This is a genomic window from Achromobacter xylosoxidans (genome assembly GCF_002192695.1).
Lineage (GTDB): Bacteria > Pseudomonadota > Gammaproteobacteria > Burkholderiales > Burkholderiaceae_B > Achromobacter > Achromobacter xylosoxidans_C.
In genome coordinates, this window is sequence record NZ_MTLG01000053.1 from 71,673 (window position 1) to 85,033 (window position 13,361).

General features: G+C 66.3%; 12 protein-coding genes. 3 read left to right on the top strand and 9 right to left on the bottom strand.

The features are described 5' to 3' along the window. Positions 1-132: 132 nt before the first annotated feature. Genes BRO63_RS06805 through BRO63_RS06815 form a run of 3 tightly spaced genes read left to right on the top strand, consistent with a single transcriptional unit; the run spans position 133 to position 3,763 of the window. Positions 133-1,170, top strand: a complete 1,038-nt coding sequence (locus BRO63_RS06805; protein ID WP_088139010.1) for a branched-chain amino acid ABC transporter permease — start codon at positions 133-135, stop codon at positions 1,168-1,170. Between the two features lie 5 nt (positions 1,171-1,175). Then, positions 1,176-3,011 (top strand): branched-chain amino acid ABC transporter ATP-binding protein/permease, encoded by a 1,836-nt coding sequence (locus BRO63_RS06810; protein ID WP_088139011.1) that lies wholly within the window; start codon positions 1,176-1,178, stop codon positions 3,009-3,011. Beyond that, positions 3,011-3,763 carry an ABC transporter ATP-binding protein gene (locus BRO63_RS06815; RefSeq protein ID WP_054450551.1) on the top strand — a complete coding sequence of 251 codons (753 nt, stop codon included), beginning with the start codon at positions 3,011-3,013 and terminating at the stop codon, positions 3,761-3,763. The genes BRO63_RS06810 and BRO63_RS06815 overlap by 1 nt, the downstream gene beginning before the upstream one ends. A gap of 50 nt (positions 3,764-3,813) precedes the next feature. Here BRO63_RS06815 and BRO63_RS06820 read toward each other — a convergent pair whose 3' ends face one another. From BRO63_RS06820 to BRO63_RS06860, 9 genes are all read right to left on the bottom strand, one after another. Beyond that, on the bottom strand, positions 3,814-4,212 hold the full coding sequence (locus BRO63_RS06820) for an ASCH domain-containing protein (RefSeq protein WP_088139013.1): 399 nt from the start codon (positions 4,210-4,212) through the stop codon (positions 3,814-3,816). Further along, positions 4,209-6,353, bottom strand: coding sequence for a phosphocholine-specific phospholipase C (locus BRO63_RS06825; protein ID WP_088139014.1), 2,145 nt, complete (start codon positions 6,351-6,353; stop codon positions 4,209-4,211). The genes BRO63_RS06820 and BRO63_RS06825 overlap by 4 nt, the downstream gene beginning before the upstream one ends. A 71-nt stretch (positions 6,354-6,424) precedes the next feature. After that, positions 6,425-7,270 (bottom strand): branched-chain amino acid aminotransferase, encoded by an 846-nt coding sequence (locus BRO63_RS06830; protein WP_088139015.1) that lies wholly within the window; start codon positions 7,268-7,270, stop codon positions 6,425-6,427. A gap of 86 nt (positions 7,271-7,356) precedes the next feature. Beyond that, positions 7,357-8,382: an ABC transporter substrate-binding protein gene (locus BRO63_RS06835; protein ID WP_088139016.1), complete on the bottom strand. Its 1,026-nt coding sequence runs from the start codon at positions 8,380-8,382 to the stop codon at positions 7,357-7,359. Positions 8,383-8,495: 113 nt separating this feature from the next. Continuing rightward, positions 8,496-9,479, bottom strand: coding sequence for a branched-chain amino acid ABC transporter permease (locus tag BRO63_RS06840; RefSeq protein WP_088139017.1), 984 nt, complete (start codon positions 9,477-9,479; stop codon positions 8,496-8,498). Further along, positions 9,476-10,363 (bottom strand): branched-chain amino acid ABC transporter permease, encoded by an 888-nt coding sequence (locus BRO63_RS06845; RefSeq protein WP_088139018.1) that lies wholly within the window; start codon positions 10,361-10,363, stop codon positions 9,476-9,478. Before BRO63_RS06845 ends, BRO63_RS06840 begins: the two co-directional genes overlap by 4 nt. A 113-nt stretch (positions 10,364-10,476) precedes the next feature. Continuing rightward, complete coding sequence (locus BRO63_RS06850; protein ID WP_088139019.1) at positions 10,477-11,691, bottom strand: ABC transporter substrate-binding protein; 1,215 nt, start codon at positions 11,689-11,691, stop codon at positions 10,477-10,479. A gap of 62 nt (positions 11,692-11,753) precedes the next feature. After that, positions 11,754-12,464 (bottom strand): ABC transporter ATP-binding protein, encoded by a 711-nt coding sequence (locus tag BRO63_RS06855; RefSeq protein ID WP_013392192.1) that lies wholly within the window; start codon positions 12,462-12,464, stop codon positions 11,754-11,756. Continuing rightward, on the bottom strand, positions 12,461-13,234 hold the full coding sequence (locus tag BRO63_RS06860) for an ABC transporter ATP-binding protein (RefSeq protein ID WP_088139020.1): 774 nt from the start codon (positions 13,232-13,234) through the stop codon (positions 12,461-12,463). The genes BRO63_RS06855 and BRO63_RS06860 overlap by 4 nt, the downstream gene beginning before the upstream one ends. Between the last annotated feature and the right edge of the window lie 127 nt (positions 13,235-13,361).

Genomic DNA, 13,361 nt, shown 5'->3' on the forward strand with positions numbered 1-13,361 from the left:
CCAAGGGTGCGCAAAGCGCGGCGGCGCCCGCCGCGCGGCACCCCAGCAATGCTTCGCACCGGCCTTTCCGGCCGGTGTGTCGTATCAGTGTCCCGGGTGCGGCCGGAACACCAGAATAAATAAGGTTGTTAGATGGATTCCTCAATTGCGCTGATCCTGCTGCAAGACGGTGTCGTCAACGGCGCCATCTATGCCCTCCTGGGCATGGCTCTGGTGCTGGTATTCGCCGTTACGCGCGTCATTTTCATTCCCCAGGGCGAATTCGTGGCGTTCGGCGCCCTGACCCTGGCCATGCTGGTGGACGGCAAAGTGCCGGGCACCGCCTATCTCCTGCCGCTGCTGGGCGTCGTTTGCCTGGCGCTCGAGCTGTTGCGCGCGCTGCGCACCCGCAGCGCCGCCGCCTTGCCCAAGGCCGTCGCCACCTGTGTGGTTCTGCCGCTGGCGCTGCTCTGGCTGACCGTGACCTACACCGCGCCCGGCAATTCGCTGTGGCTGAACATGCTGCTGACGCTGCTGCTGGTGATCCCGATGGGTCCCATGGTCTACCGCATCGTCTACCAGCCGCTGGCCGAAGCCACCGTGCTGGTGCTGCTGATCGTTTCCGTGGCCGTGCACTTTGCGCTCACCGGCCTGGCGCTGGTGTTCTTCGGCGCTGAAGGCTGGCGCACCCCGGCCTTCGTCAGCGGCCAGGTCGACCTGGGCTTCATGACCTGGTCGGCGCAAAGCCTGTTCGTGGTGGCGACCTGCGCGATCCTGATCATCGGCCTGTGGCTGTTCTTCGGCAAGACGCTGTACGGCCGCGCGCTGCGCGCCACGGCCGTCAACCGCCGCGGCGCCCGCCTGGTCGGCATCAGCACCACCATGTCCGGCAGCCTGACCTTCACGCTGGCGGTCGCCATCGGCGCCATGTCCGGCATGCTGATCGCGCCCATCACCACCGTGTACTACGACACCGGCTTCCTGATCGGCCTGAAGGGCTTCGTCGGCGCCATCATCGGCGGCCTGGCCAGCTATCCGGTGGCTGCCGCCGGCTCGCTGCTGGTGGGCGTGCTGGAATCCTTCTCGTCCTTCTGGGCCAGCGCCTACAAGGAAGTGATTGTCTTCACCTTGATTATCCCGGTTCTGGTCTGGCGTTCGTTCAGCACCCATCACGTGGACGAAGAGGAATAAACGTCATGAACCGCATTTTGCTCGTCCTCTTCCTCGTCGTCCTGGCGGGCCTGCCGATGCTGTCGGTCACGCCCGAATTCTGGGTGACGCAACTCAATTACATCGGGCTGGCCAGCCTGGTGGTGCTGGGCCTGGTGCTGCTGACCGGCGTGGGCGGCCTGACCTCGTTCGGCCAGGCGGCGTTCGTGGGCCTGGGCGCCTACACCACCGCCTACCTGACCACGCAATACGATGTCTCGCCCTGGCTGGCGCTGCCGGCCGGGCTGATCCTGACGGCCGTCGTGGCCTATCTGCTGGGCGCCATCACCCTGCGCCTGTCGGGCCACTACCTGCCCTTGGGCACCATCGCCTGGGGCCTGTCGCTGTACTTCCTGTTCGGCAACATCGATTGGCTGGGCAAGCATGACGGCATCGCCGGCATCGAGCCCATCAGCATCTTCGGCATGTCGCTGGCCAGCGGCCGCCACATCTATTACCTGATCTGGGTGTTCGTGCTGCTGGCGCTGTGGGCCACCCGCAACCTGCTGAACTCGCGTCCGGGCCGCGCCATCCGCGCGCTCAAGAGCGGCGCCGGCATGGCCGAGTCCATGGGCGTGAACACCGCCGCCTACAAGGTCGTGATCTTCGTCTGGGCGGCGCTGCTGGCCTGCGTCTCGGGTTGGCTCTACGCGCACATGCAGCGCGCCGTCAGCCCCAGCCCCTTCGGCATCAACTACGGCATCGAGTACCTGTTCATGGCGGTGGTCGGCGGCGCCGGCTACGTCTGGGGCGCCTTGCTGGGCTCCGGCGTCATCCTGGTGCTGAAGGACCAGCTGCAGAACCTCCTGCCCAAGCTGCTGGACACCAACGCCAACTTCGAGATGATCGTCTTCGGCGTGCTGCTGATCCTGATGCTGCAATATGCCCGCAACGGCCTGTGGCCGATCCTGGCGGGCTGGTGGGGCAGCATCACCGGCGCCGACGGTTCGCGCCGCAACATGGCTCCGCCCGCGGCTGCGCCGGCCCTGCCGACGCGCGCACGCCCGCAAGCCGGCCAGGTGGTGCTCGAAGTCGACGCCATCCGCAAGGAGTTCGGCGGCCTGGTCGCGGTCAACGACATCTCCTTCAAGGTCGCTTCCGGCGAGATCATGGGCTTGATCGGCCCGAACGGCGCCGGCAAGAGCACGACTTTCAACCTGATCAGCGGCGTGCTGCCGGTGACGCGCGGCCAGGTCACCTTCATGGGCCAGCGCATCGACAGCCGTTCGGCGCGCGAGATCGCCAAGCTGGGCGTGGGCCGCACCTTCCAGCACGTGCAGTTGCTGCCGGGCATGACGGTGCTGGAGAACGTGGCGCTGGGCGCGCACCTGCGCTCGGACGTTGGCGTGCTGGCCGGCGCCTTGCATTCGGACCGCGCCCGCGAGGCGCAGTTGCTGCACGAGGCCGCCGAACAGATCAAGCGCGTCGGCCTGGGCGAGTACCTATACGAGCAGGCCGGCAACCTGGCGCTGGGCCAGCAACGCATCCTGGAAATCGCGCGTGCCCTGGCCGCCGACCCGGTGCTGCTGCTGCTGGACGAACCCGCCGCGGGCCTGCGCTACAAGGAAAAGCAGGACCTGGCGCGCGTGCTGGAACAGTTGCGCGCCGAGGGCATGAGCATTCTGCTCGTCGAACACGATATGGATTTTGTGATGCGTCTGACCAACCACCTCGTGGTGATGGATTTCGGCACCAAGCTGGCGGAAGGCGTGCCGGCCGACGTGCAAAAGAACCCGGCGGTGCTGGAAGCCTACCTGGGCGGCATCGATGACGACCTGCCCGAAGCGGACCAGGCCAAGCCCGTGTCGGCAGGAGGCGTGTGATGAGCGCTCCCGTACTCGAAGTCAGCAACCTGTCCGCCCGCTACGGCAAGGTGGGCGCGCTGGTGGGCGCCTCGCTCACCGTGCCCGCAGGCAGCATCGTCACGGTGATCGGCGCCAACGGCGCCGGCAAGTCCACCATGCTGAACGCCATGATGGGCTCGCTGCCGCAGACCGGCCACGCGGCCGGCACCGTGCAGTACGCCGGCACCGACGTATCGGGCTGGCAGGTCGAACGCCGCGTCGCGGCCGGCATGTCGCTGGTGCCCGAGCGCCGTGAACTGTTCGGCACCATGTCGGTGGAAGACAACCTGCTGCTGGGCGGTTTCCGCCGCTACCGCGCCCGCGAAAGCGGCTGGCGCGACACGCTGAACGAAGTGTTCGACCTGTTTCCGCGGCTGCGCGAGCGCCGTGCCCAGCAGGCCGGCACGCTGTCGGGCGGCGAACGCCAGATGCTGGCCGTCGGCCGCGCGCTGATGGCCAAGCCCAACCTGCTGATGCTCGATGAGCCCAGCCTGGGCCTGGCGCCGCGCATCGTGCGCGAGATCTTCCACATCATCGCGCGCCTGCGCGAAACCGGCGTGGCGATCCTGCTGGTGGAACAGAACGCGCGCGCGGCGTTGCAAGTGGCCGATTACGGCTACGTGCTGGAAACCGGCGAGGTCATCCTGCACGGCCCGGCGCGCGAGCTGGCCGGCGACCCCAAGGTCATCGAAAGCTATCTGGGCCTGGGCAAGGGCGGCGAGCAAAGCTGACCAGCCCCGAGCGCATGATAGGCCGGACGCCGTAAGGCGTCCGGCCTTTTCTATCGCTCGAAGACTTCGACCACCCTGAAGCGTTCACACGCCAGCATCATGTCGGGCGCATAGCCGCCATTGCGGTCGAAATAGGCGATGTGCGCATCGCGCCAGGTCTCGTAAGGTCCTTCACCTTCGGCCAGCGCGAACGCTTCGTCCACTTGGTCGAAGCGCTGGATCAATACGCTGGTGGTCTCGATCACGCAAGCCGGGCGGCCCGATCCGTCCAGCACCACGTCGCGGCGGCCGGCCTGGGGCACGGGCTCCTGTTCGTTGAAGTCGCGCAACGCGCCGCAGGTGGCGGTCTTTGTGCCGGCCAGCACCAGCGCCAGCAACTCGTCGGCCAACTCGGGCGAGTCGCCGAACTGGAAGGTCACGGCGTCTTCATAGGGGGCGGGTGGTTTCATGCCAGGGGTGTCCATTGCAGTATCAGCTCCTGTCCCATCGCGGGGTCGGAAGTGGAGGGCGCGCCGGTTTCGATGCGTCCGGCCAAGCGGCGCGTATAGGACGGATCGCCGCTGTCGCGCACGGTCAGGTCGTACCAGCCGGCGCTGCGGCTCATGTCCCAGGACAGGATGACCGTCTGGCCAGGAGCGAGCGTGGTGTCGCGCCCTTGGGGATAACCGTAGGCATTGGCCTCGACCCGGAACGAGCGTGCCTGCGGGGCGGGGTTGTGCAGCGTCAGTTGCAGCGATGCGCCGGGCCCCTGGTAAGCGGCCCGGACCTCCAGCGGCGGCAGGCCGGCGCGGCCGGTGCAATGGCGATGCAAACCGTTGGGGCCCAGCACCCACAGATCGTAGCGGCCGTCGTCGTCGGCGGTCTGCCATGCGCCTTCCAGCTGCTTGCCGGCTTCCACGGTGTAGCGGCGCGGGCCGCGTTCCAGGTGCAGGCGGTCGTAGACGTGCAGCACCGCGCCCGCCGCGCCGCTGTTCTCGAAACGTAGCGTGACGCTTTCAGCGTCCGCGCGCGCGTGGACCTGCAGCGCATAGGGCAGGGGGCGCGACGGGCGCGTGCCGGCCTGCTGCCGCGCCAGTCCCGGCTGCAACGGCGCGGACGGCGTGACCGTGCCTGGCAGCGCCGATGCGAGACCGGCGCGTTCTGCCGTGGCCGGAAAGCCGCTGGGCAGGCCCGCGCCGTCCGGCGCGGAAAAATCGAAGATCGAGGTCAGGTCGCCGCACACGGCGCGGCGCCAGGGCGAGATATTGGGCTCGGCCACGCCGAAGCGCTGCTCGACGAAGCGCAGCACGGACGTGTGGTCGAACACCTGGGAGTTGACCCAGCCGCCCTTGGTCCAGGGCGACAGCACATACATGGGCACGCGCGGACCCAGGCCGTAGACGCCGTGCAGATGGGCCGCGGTGTCGTCTTTCTCCGCGCCGGCGACGATCTCGTGATACTCGCCGCGCGTATCCACGGTGGACGCCCCGGCCAGTGCTCCCGAGGCATCGCGCGAGGGCGGCGCGGGCGGCGGCATGTGATCGAAGAAGCCGTCGTTCTCGTCGAACATCAGCAGCAGGACGGTCTTGCTCCAGACTTCGGGGTTGGCCGTCAGCGCGTCCAGCACCCGGGCCGTGTAGTCGGCTCCTTGCGCCGGGCTGGACGGGCTGGGATGCTCCGAGCCGGCCTTGGTGGCGCAAATCCATGAGACCTGCGGCAGCGTGCCGTCCAGCACGTCCTGGCGCAGCAGATCCAGGTCGCGCGTGGTCAGCGCCTTGTCCTTCAACGCGGCGGCCGATCCCGGCGCGCCGTGATAGGCGTCGCGATAGGCCTTGAACCCGGCGGTGGGATTCAAGGAGTAGTTGTCCGCCATGTTCTGGTAGATGCGCCAGCTGACGCCCGCCGCCTCCAGGCGTTCGGGATAGGTCGTCCAGGTATAGGCGCGCGCCGGATCGCCGCCCTTGAGCTTGTTGTAGGTATTGCCCAAGGCCGGGCCGTTGCCGCGGCCCAGGCCGTCGTTGGTGCCGGTCCAGACGAACAGCCGGTTGGTGTTGGTGCCGCCGGTGAAAGAGCAGTGATAGGCATCGCAGACCGTGAAGGCGCGCGCCATGGCGTACTGGAAGGGCATGTCCTCATCGGTGAAGTACGCCATGGAATGGTTCTTCTTGGCGGCCGGCCAATTGCCCATGCGGCCGGCGTCCCAGGCGTCCTGGGCATTGGACCAGGTGTGCGGCGTGCTGGCCACGCGCATGGTCTCGAAGGCTACGCGCGTATCCAGATGGAACGGCAGCACCGTGCGCGGCGCGCCTTCATCGGGTTTGTCGTTGTATTGCGCCCAGACGCTGCGATGGCGCGCATCCGGGCTGTCCGGCACCGGAATGGGGAAGCGGTCGCCAAACCCGCGCACGCCGGCCAGCGCGCCGAAGTAGTGGTCGAACGAGCGGTTCTCCTGCATGAAGATCACGATGTGTTCGACGTCGCGGATCGTGCCCGTGCGCCGCGCTGCCGGAATCGCGAGCGCGCGGCGGATGGAGGCGGGCAGCAAGGCCAGGGCGCTGGCGGTGCCGGCCAGGGAGGCGCTGCTGCGGAGAAAGTCGCGTCGGGTCTGCATGAGGCATTCCTGAGAACGACGCTGCCCGCACAGGGGCGGGCAGCGTGGAAGAGGCTGATGTGGCAGCGATCTTATTTCGCGCCGGTGCTTTCCGCGTAATCCATGTACAGCTTGTGAGCGCGGCGGGCCATGGGGCCGTACTCCAGCTGGCGGTTTTCCACGCGGTTCACATGCACCACCTTGCCGTAGTTGCCGGACGAGAACACTTCGTCGGCGCTTTCGATGTCGGCGCGGGTCAGGCTGCGTTCCTGGACGTCGACGCCGTCGGCCTGTAGCAGGGCCAGCACGCGGCGGCGCGTGATGCCGTTCAGGAAGGTGCCGTTGTCGGCCGGCGTGGATACCACGCCGTTCTTGGCGATCCACAGGTTGCTGGTGGCGAATTCGGCGATGTTGCCCGCGCCGTCCAGCATGATGGCGTTGTCGAAGCCCTTTTCAGCGGCTTCGCGGATGGCGCGCTGGCCGTTCGGGTACAGGCAGGACGCCTTGGCGTCGGTGGGCGCCATGTTGGGCCAGGAACGGGCAAAGCTGGAGAAGCAGGCGGAGAAGCCCTGGTCGCCCGGCATCGGCACCTTGAACACGTGCAGCACGAACTGGGTCTTGTCGGCGTCCGGCAGCAGGAAGCCGTCGGCGCAATAGAACATGGGCTTGATGTAGAGCTCGCTGCCTTGCGGGAACTTGGCCACGGCCTGCAGGCAGAGCTTCTGGATTTCTTCCCAGCCGATCTGGGGCTTCATGAGCATTTTTTCGGCCGAGCGCACCACGCGCTGGCAGTGCAGGTCCAGGTCCGGCGTCAGGCCGCGGAAGGCGCGCGCGCCGTCGAACACCATGCTGGCCATCCAGAAGGCGTGGTCGGCCGGGCCGAGCAGTTTGGGGTTTTCAGTGGTCCAGTGACCGTTGTGCCAGAACAGGGCATCCATGGTTGTCTTCCTTCGCTTGAATTGGGCTGGCGCTATCGGCGCGCCGAAACGTCAGGATACATGAGGCGGCGGCCGGGTCCCGGCCGTCACTCGCGCGCCAGCGCCGCCTGCACCCGGTCGGCCGCCTGCGGCGGCATCCATTGCCGCCAGACGGGGCCGTAATGCTTGAGGAAATAGCGCGCGGCGTCCTCGGGTTCCTTGCCTTCGTTTTCCAGCCAGCCCAGGGTGGCGTCGATGGCGTCGCTGGGCACCGTCAGCTTGCCCAGGAACTCGGCGATCTGCGGCGCCTGTTTCGCGAACGCGGCGTTCACGCCCGTGACCACGGGGTTGGGCTTGAACTCGGTGGGTACGGGATCCGCGCATTTGGGATCGGTCATGCAGGTGTAGGCGGCCTGGTCGAAGGCGGGCAGTTCCAGCTTCACCAGGTCCAGCGCGCCGACCAGCGAGGTGGGCGTCCAGTAGTAGAAGACGATGTCGCGCTTGCGCTTGTAGGCGGACACGATGGCGGCCTTCTGCGCGGCGCCGGAGCCGGGGGCGAACATCGCGAAATCCTTATCGAGCTTGAGGGCGCGCAACAGGTTTTCGTTCAGGGTGCCGCAGGCCCAGCCCGCCGGGCAACCGTAGATGCGGCCGCGGCCGGGTTCCTCGGGGTCCGCGAACGCGTCCTTGAAGCGCGCCAGGTCGGCGGCGGACTTCAGGCCGGGATGGCGTTCGACGGTGTAGCGCGGCACGTACCAGCCTTCGCCGGCGTCGTACACGTGGCCCACGCCGAGCACCTTGCCGCTGGCCAGGGCCTTCTTCCAGGCGCCCTCGATCTGGCCGGGCCACACTTCCGGGGTGACGTCGACGTCGCCGCGTTGCAGCGCGGCCAGCATGGGCAGGGTCTCGCCGATCTCGACGCTGGTCTTGCAGCCGTAGCCGTGTTCCAGCACGTAGCGTTCGATGCCGGCCAGCACCAGGTTGGATTCCCAGTTCAGGCCGCTGAAGCGGACCGGCCGGTCGATTTCGCAGACGGGAGGGGCGGGATCGGCGGCTTGCACAGCCGCGGGAATGAGCGCGGCGGCCAGCGCCAGGGCGCCAAGGACGGGGGCGAGCGGATGCGGGTTGCGCATGGTCAGGCACCTGTTTGGTCGGGTGCCGTTCATTGTACGGGGGGCTGCGGCCTCGCCCAATGAGAACGGGGCCGCATCATGCGGCCCCGTGTCGGCGGCTAGCCGTGGACGTTTCAGGCGCGGGCGGCGCGCCGGCGGTTGATGAGGGCGCCGACCTCGCCCACGATGCCGCGGCGGAAGGCCAGCACGCAGATCACGAAGATCAGGCCGATCACGATGGTGACGGATTCGCCCAGGCGCAGGAACCAGTCCACGCCGGTCAGGTTGGCCATCATCTGGCCGAAGTCGCCCACCTTGTTTTCCAGCAGCACCACGATGAAGGCGCCAAGGATGGGGCCGGTCAAGGTGCCCAGCCCGCCGATCAGTGTCATCAAGATGACCAGGCCGGACATCTGCCAGGTGGCATCGGACAGGGTGGCCGACACGAAGACCAGGGTCTTGGTGGCGCCCGCCAGGCCGGCCAGCGCGGCCGACAGCACGAAGGCCAGCAGCTTGAAGCGGTCGACGTCATAGCCCAGCGAAATGGCGCGCGGTTCGTTCTCGCGCAGCGCTTGCAGCACCTGCCCGAAGGGCGAGTTCACCGCGCGCCAGATGATGAAGTAGCCGATGACGAAGATGGCCATCACCACGTAGTACAGGTTGATGTCCTTGGACAGGTCGATCAGCCCGAACAGGTTGCCGCGCGGCACGCTTTGCAAGCCGTCCTCGCCGCCGGTGAACTTCGCCTGCAGGAAGAAGAAGAACACCATCTGCGACAGCGCCAGGGTGATCATGGCGAAGTAGATGCCGCTGCGGCGGATGGCGATGGCGCCCATCGCCAGGCCCAGCAGCGCCGCCACGGCCACGCCGAACAGCAGGCCGATTTCGGTGGGAAAGCCCCAGACCTTGAGCGCGTGGCCGGTGGCGTAGGCCGCGCTGCCCAGGAAGGCGGCGTGCCCGAACGACAGCAGCCCGGTAAAGCCCAGCAGCAGGTTGAATGCGCAGGCGAAGAGCGCGTAGCACATGATCTTCATGGCGAAGATCGGATAGACCCCGACAAAGGGAAGAATGGCCACCACGACGGCCAGTACCGCATAGCCCAGGAATTGACGATTCATTTTTCTTTTCCGAACAGCCCGGCCGGGCGGATCAACAGAACGATGGCCATGATGATGAACACGACCGTGCTGGAGGCCTCAGGCCAGAACACCTTGGTCAGTCCTTCGATCACGCCCAGGCCCAGACCGGTCACGATGGCGCCCATGATGGACCCCATGCCACCGATCACGACCACGGCGAACACGACGATGATGAGGTTGGAACCCATCAGGGGGGAAATCTGCAGCACCGGCGCGGCCAGCACGCCAGCAAAGCCCGCCAGCGCCACGCCGAAGCCATAGGTCAGGGTGATCATGCGGGGCACGTTCACGCCGAAGGCCTCGACCAGGCGCGGGTTTTCGGTGCCGGCGCGCAGCAGGGCGCCCAGGCGGGTGCGTTCGATGACGAACCAGGTGGCCAGGCACACCACCAGGGAGGCCGCCACGACCCAGCCGCGGTAGTTCGGCAGGATCATGAAGCCCAGGTTGGTGGCGCCGCGCAGCGCGTCGGGCGTGGGGTAGGGCTGGCCCGATACGCCATAGAAGCTGCGGAACAGGCCTTCGATGAGCAGCGTCAAGCCGAAGGTCAGCAGCAGCCCGTACAGGTGGTCGAGCTTGTACAGGTGCCGCAGCAACAGTTTTTCTATGATGATGCCGAACAACCCGACGATCAGCGGCGCCAGGATCAGCATGACCCAGTAGTTCAACCCGAAGTACGACAGGCCCATCCAGGCGACGAACGCGCCCAGCATGTAGAGCGCGCCGTGGGCGAAGTTGATGACGTTCAGCAGCCCGAAGATGACGGCCAGCCCGAGCGACAGCATGGCGTAGAAGGAGCCGTTGACCAGGCCTAGCAATAGCTGGCCGAACAAGGCCTGTATGGGGATGCCGAAAATGTCAGTCATCTTATGAAAATCCTGCGCGTACGGATGGAAGCGAGCTAATCAAAACGCGGCCCGGCCAGAACGCGGCCCGGCGGGTAGGTGCGCCGGGTCGCGTCTGGGGCATGTGTGCTGGTTTATTTCTTGACCAGCTTGCAGGTGGACTCGGACAACTTGGTGTAGACCTCGTCGCCGGGCAGCGTCGCCACGACCTTGTAGTAGTCCCACGGCGCCTTGGATTCGGCCGGGGTCTTGACCTGCATCAGGTACATGTCGTGGATCATGCGGCCGTCTTCGCGCACATAACCGCCTTGCGCAAAGAAGTCGTTGACCTTGTTCGACTTCATCCACTTCATCACGGCATCGCCGTCGTCCGAGCCGGTGGCCTTGATGGCGTTCAGGTAGAAGGCCGTGGCGGAGTAGTCGCCCGCCTGCAGCATGGAGGGCTTGCGGCCGACCTTGGCTTCGAACTTCTTGGACCAGGCGCGCGAGGCGTCGGATTGGTCCCAGTACCAGCCGTCGGTCAGGTACATGCCTTGCGTGGCTTGCAGGCCCAGCGCGTGCACGTCGTTGATGAAGACCAGCAGGCCGGCCATCTTCATGGTCTTGGTCACGCCGAATTCATTGGCGGCCTTGATCGAGTTGATGGTGTCGCCGCCCGCGTTGGCCAGGCCCAGGATCTGCGCCTTGGACGATTGCGCCTGCAGCAGGAAGGACGAGAAGTCCGATGCGCCCAGCGGCGCCCGCACCTGGCCCTTGACCTCGCCGCCCGCGGCCTTGACCACGGCCATGGTGTCGCGCTCGAGCGCGTGGCCGAAGGCATAGTCAGCGGTCAGGAAGAACCAGCTCTTGCCGCCGTCCTTCACCACGGCCGAACCGGTGCCGCGCGCCAGGGCCACGGTGTCGTAGGCGTAGTGCACGGTGTAGGGCGAACATTGGGCGTTGGTCAGGTCCGACGCGCCCGCGCCGATCGCCATGAAGGGCTTCTTCTTCGCGGCGGCCACGCCGGCCATGGCCAGGCTGGTCGACGAGTTGGTGCCGGCGATGATGACGTCCACCTTCTGCTCGTCGAACCATTCGCGCACGCGCGCCGAGGCCACGTCGGCCTTGTTCTGGTGGTCGGCCGACACGACTTCGATCTTCTTGCCGTTGATCGAACCGCCGGCATCCTCGATTGCCATGCGCACGGCTTCCAGACCGGCCTTGCCGTCGATGTCGGAATACACGCCCGACATGTCAGTGATGAAGCCGATGCGGATGACATCGTCGGAGATACCTTGCGCGTGGGCGGTTGCCCCAGCAAATCCCAGGCCCGCCATGGCCAGTGCAGCAGTGATGGTGTGCAGCTTCATGGGATGACTCCTCTCTTCCCTACGGTGTAGTGTTGCCGGATTTCCGGCGGATGACACAGGTTCTAGACGCCCAGCAATTCGTTGAGCGTGTCCTGTTTTTCTGAAAGTTCGGCGGCTTCGAAGTGCTCGACGATCTGGCCGTGCTCCATGACATAGAAGCGGTCGGCCAAGGGCGCGGCGAAGCGGAAGTTCTGCTCCACCATGACGATGGTGTAGCCGCGCTGCTTCAGCGCCGTGATCATGCGCGCCAGCGCCTGCACGATGACAGGGGCGAGGCCTTCGGAGATTTCGTCGAGCAGCAGCAGGTTGGCGCCGGTGCGCAGGATGCGCGCCACGGCCAGCATCTGCTGTTCGCCGCCAGACAGGCGCGTGCCGGGAGAATTCCGGCGCTCCTGCAGATTGGGGAACATGTCGTAGATCTCGGCCAGCGACATGCCGCCGCCCAGCGAGCCCACGACCGGAGGCAGCAGCAGGTTCTCTTCGCAGGACAGGCTGGCGAAGATGCCGCGTTCCTCGGGGCAGTAGCCCACGCCCAGATGGGCGATCTTGTAGGTGGGCAGATCTATGGCTTCGGTGCCGTGGATCCGTACCGAACCCTTGCGCGATCCCGTCAGGCCCAGGATGGCCCGCAGGGTGGTGGTGCGCCCGGCGCCGTTGCGTCCGAGCAGCGTGACCACTTCGCCTTGTCCAACGCGCATATCCACGCCGTGCAGGATATGCGATTCCCCGTACCAGGCCTGCAGGCCCGAAATTTCGAGTGCCGGGGTGCTCATGCGTGCGCTCCTTGAAGTTCGCCCTCGGTGGTGCCCATGTAAGCCTGCATCACGGCCGGATGGCGGGAGACTTCGGCGTACGATCCTTCGGCCAGCACGCTGCCGCGCGCCAGCACAGTAATGGTGTTGGCGATGGAGGACACGACATTCATGTTGTGCTCCACCATGAGGATGGTGCGCCCGGCGCTGACGCGCTTGATCAGTTGCGTGACGCGGTCCACGTCCTCGTGGCCCATGCCCTGCGTGGGTTCGTCCAGCAGCATCAGCTCGGGTTCCATCGCCAGCGTGGTGGCGATTTCCAGCGCGCGCTTGCGGCCATAGGGCAGGTTGACGGTGGTTTCGTTGGCGAAGGCGCCCAGGTCCACCTGCTCCAGCAGGTCGCGCGCCGGCGCGTCCAGCACCGACAGCTGCTTGTCGCTTTTCCAGAAGTGAAAGGACAGGCCGGTCTTGCGCTGCAGGCCGATGCGCACGTTCTCCAGCACGGTCAGGTGCGGGAACACCGCCGAGATCTGGAATGAACGGATCACGCCGCGCCGCGCGATCTGCGCGGGCCGCTCGCCGGTAATGTCGATTCCGTTGAACTTGATGGTTCCCGACGTGGGAGAAAGAAACTTGGTAAGCAGGTTGAAGCAAGTGGTCTTGCCCGCGCCGTTAGGCCCGATCAAGGCATGAATCTCGCCCCGCTTGATACGCAAATCGACCCCATTGACCGCGACGAATCCGCGGAATTCCTTGGTGAGGCCTTTTGTCTCCAGGATCGTGTCGTCCATGTTCGCTGCACCGGCGTTGTATTTATTTCGGTCTCACCTGCCGTCGTTGCGCCAGGTCCCCGCAGGGGCTGGAAAACTGTCGAGGAAATCGCAGTTTTCTTATGAGTTGCCGGCGAGTATGCGCACC

Coding starts and splice junctions, on each gene's coding strand:
- BRO63_RS06860 (WP_088139020.1), bottom strand. CDS start 13,234: ATGGACGACACGATCCTGGAGACAAAAGGCCTCACCAAGGAATTCCGC.
- BRO63_RS06825 (WP_088139014.1), bottom strand. CDS start 6,353: ATGCAGACCCGACGCGACTTTCTCCGCAGCAGCGCCTCCCTGGCCGGC.
- BRO63_RS06815 (WP_054450551.1), top strand. CDS start 3,011: ATGAGCGCTCCCGTACTCGAAGTCAGCAACCTGTCCGCCCGCTACGGC.
- BRO63_RS06835 (WP_088139016.1), bottom strand. CDS start 8,382: ATGCGCAACCCGCATCCGCTCGCCCCCGTCCTTGGCGCCCTGGCGCTG.
- BRO63_RS06810 (WP_088139011.1), top strand. CDS start 1,176: ATGAACCGCATTTTGCTCGTCCTCTTCCTCGTCGTCCTGGCGGGCCTG.
- BRO63_RS06830 (WP_088139015.1), bottom strand. CDS start 7,270: ATGGATGCCCTGTTCTGGCACAACGGTCACTGGACCACTGAAAACCCC.
- BRO63_RS06840 (WP_088139017.1), bottom strand. CDS start 9,479: ATGAATCGTCAATTCCTGGGCTATGCGGTACTGGCCGTCGTGGTGGCC.
- BRO63_RS06845 (WP_088139018.1), bottom strand. CDS start 10,363: ATGACTGACATTTTCGGCATCCCCATACAGGCCTTGTTCGGCCAGCTA.
- BRO63_RS06820 (WP_088139013.1), bottom strand. CDS start 4,212: ATGAAACCACCCGCCCCCTATGAAGACGCCGTGACCTTCCAGTTCGGC.
- BRO63_RS06805 (WP_088139010.1), top strand. CDS start 133: ATGGATTCCTCAATTGCGCTGATCCTGCTGCAAGACGGTGTCGTCAAC.
- BRO63_RS06855 (WP_013392192.1), bottom strand. CDS start 12,464: ATGAGCACCCCGGCACTCGAAATTTCGGGCCTGCAGGCCTGGTACGGG.
- BRO63_RS06850 (WP_088139019.1), bottom strand. CDS start 11,691: ATGAAGCTGCACACCATCACTGCTGCACTGGCCATGGCGGGCCTGGGA.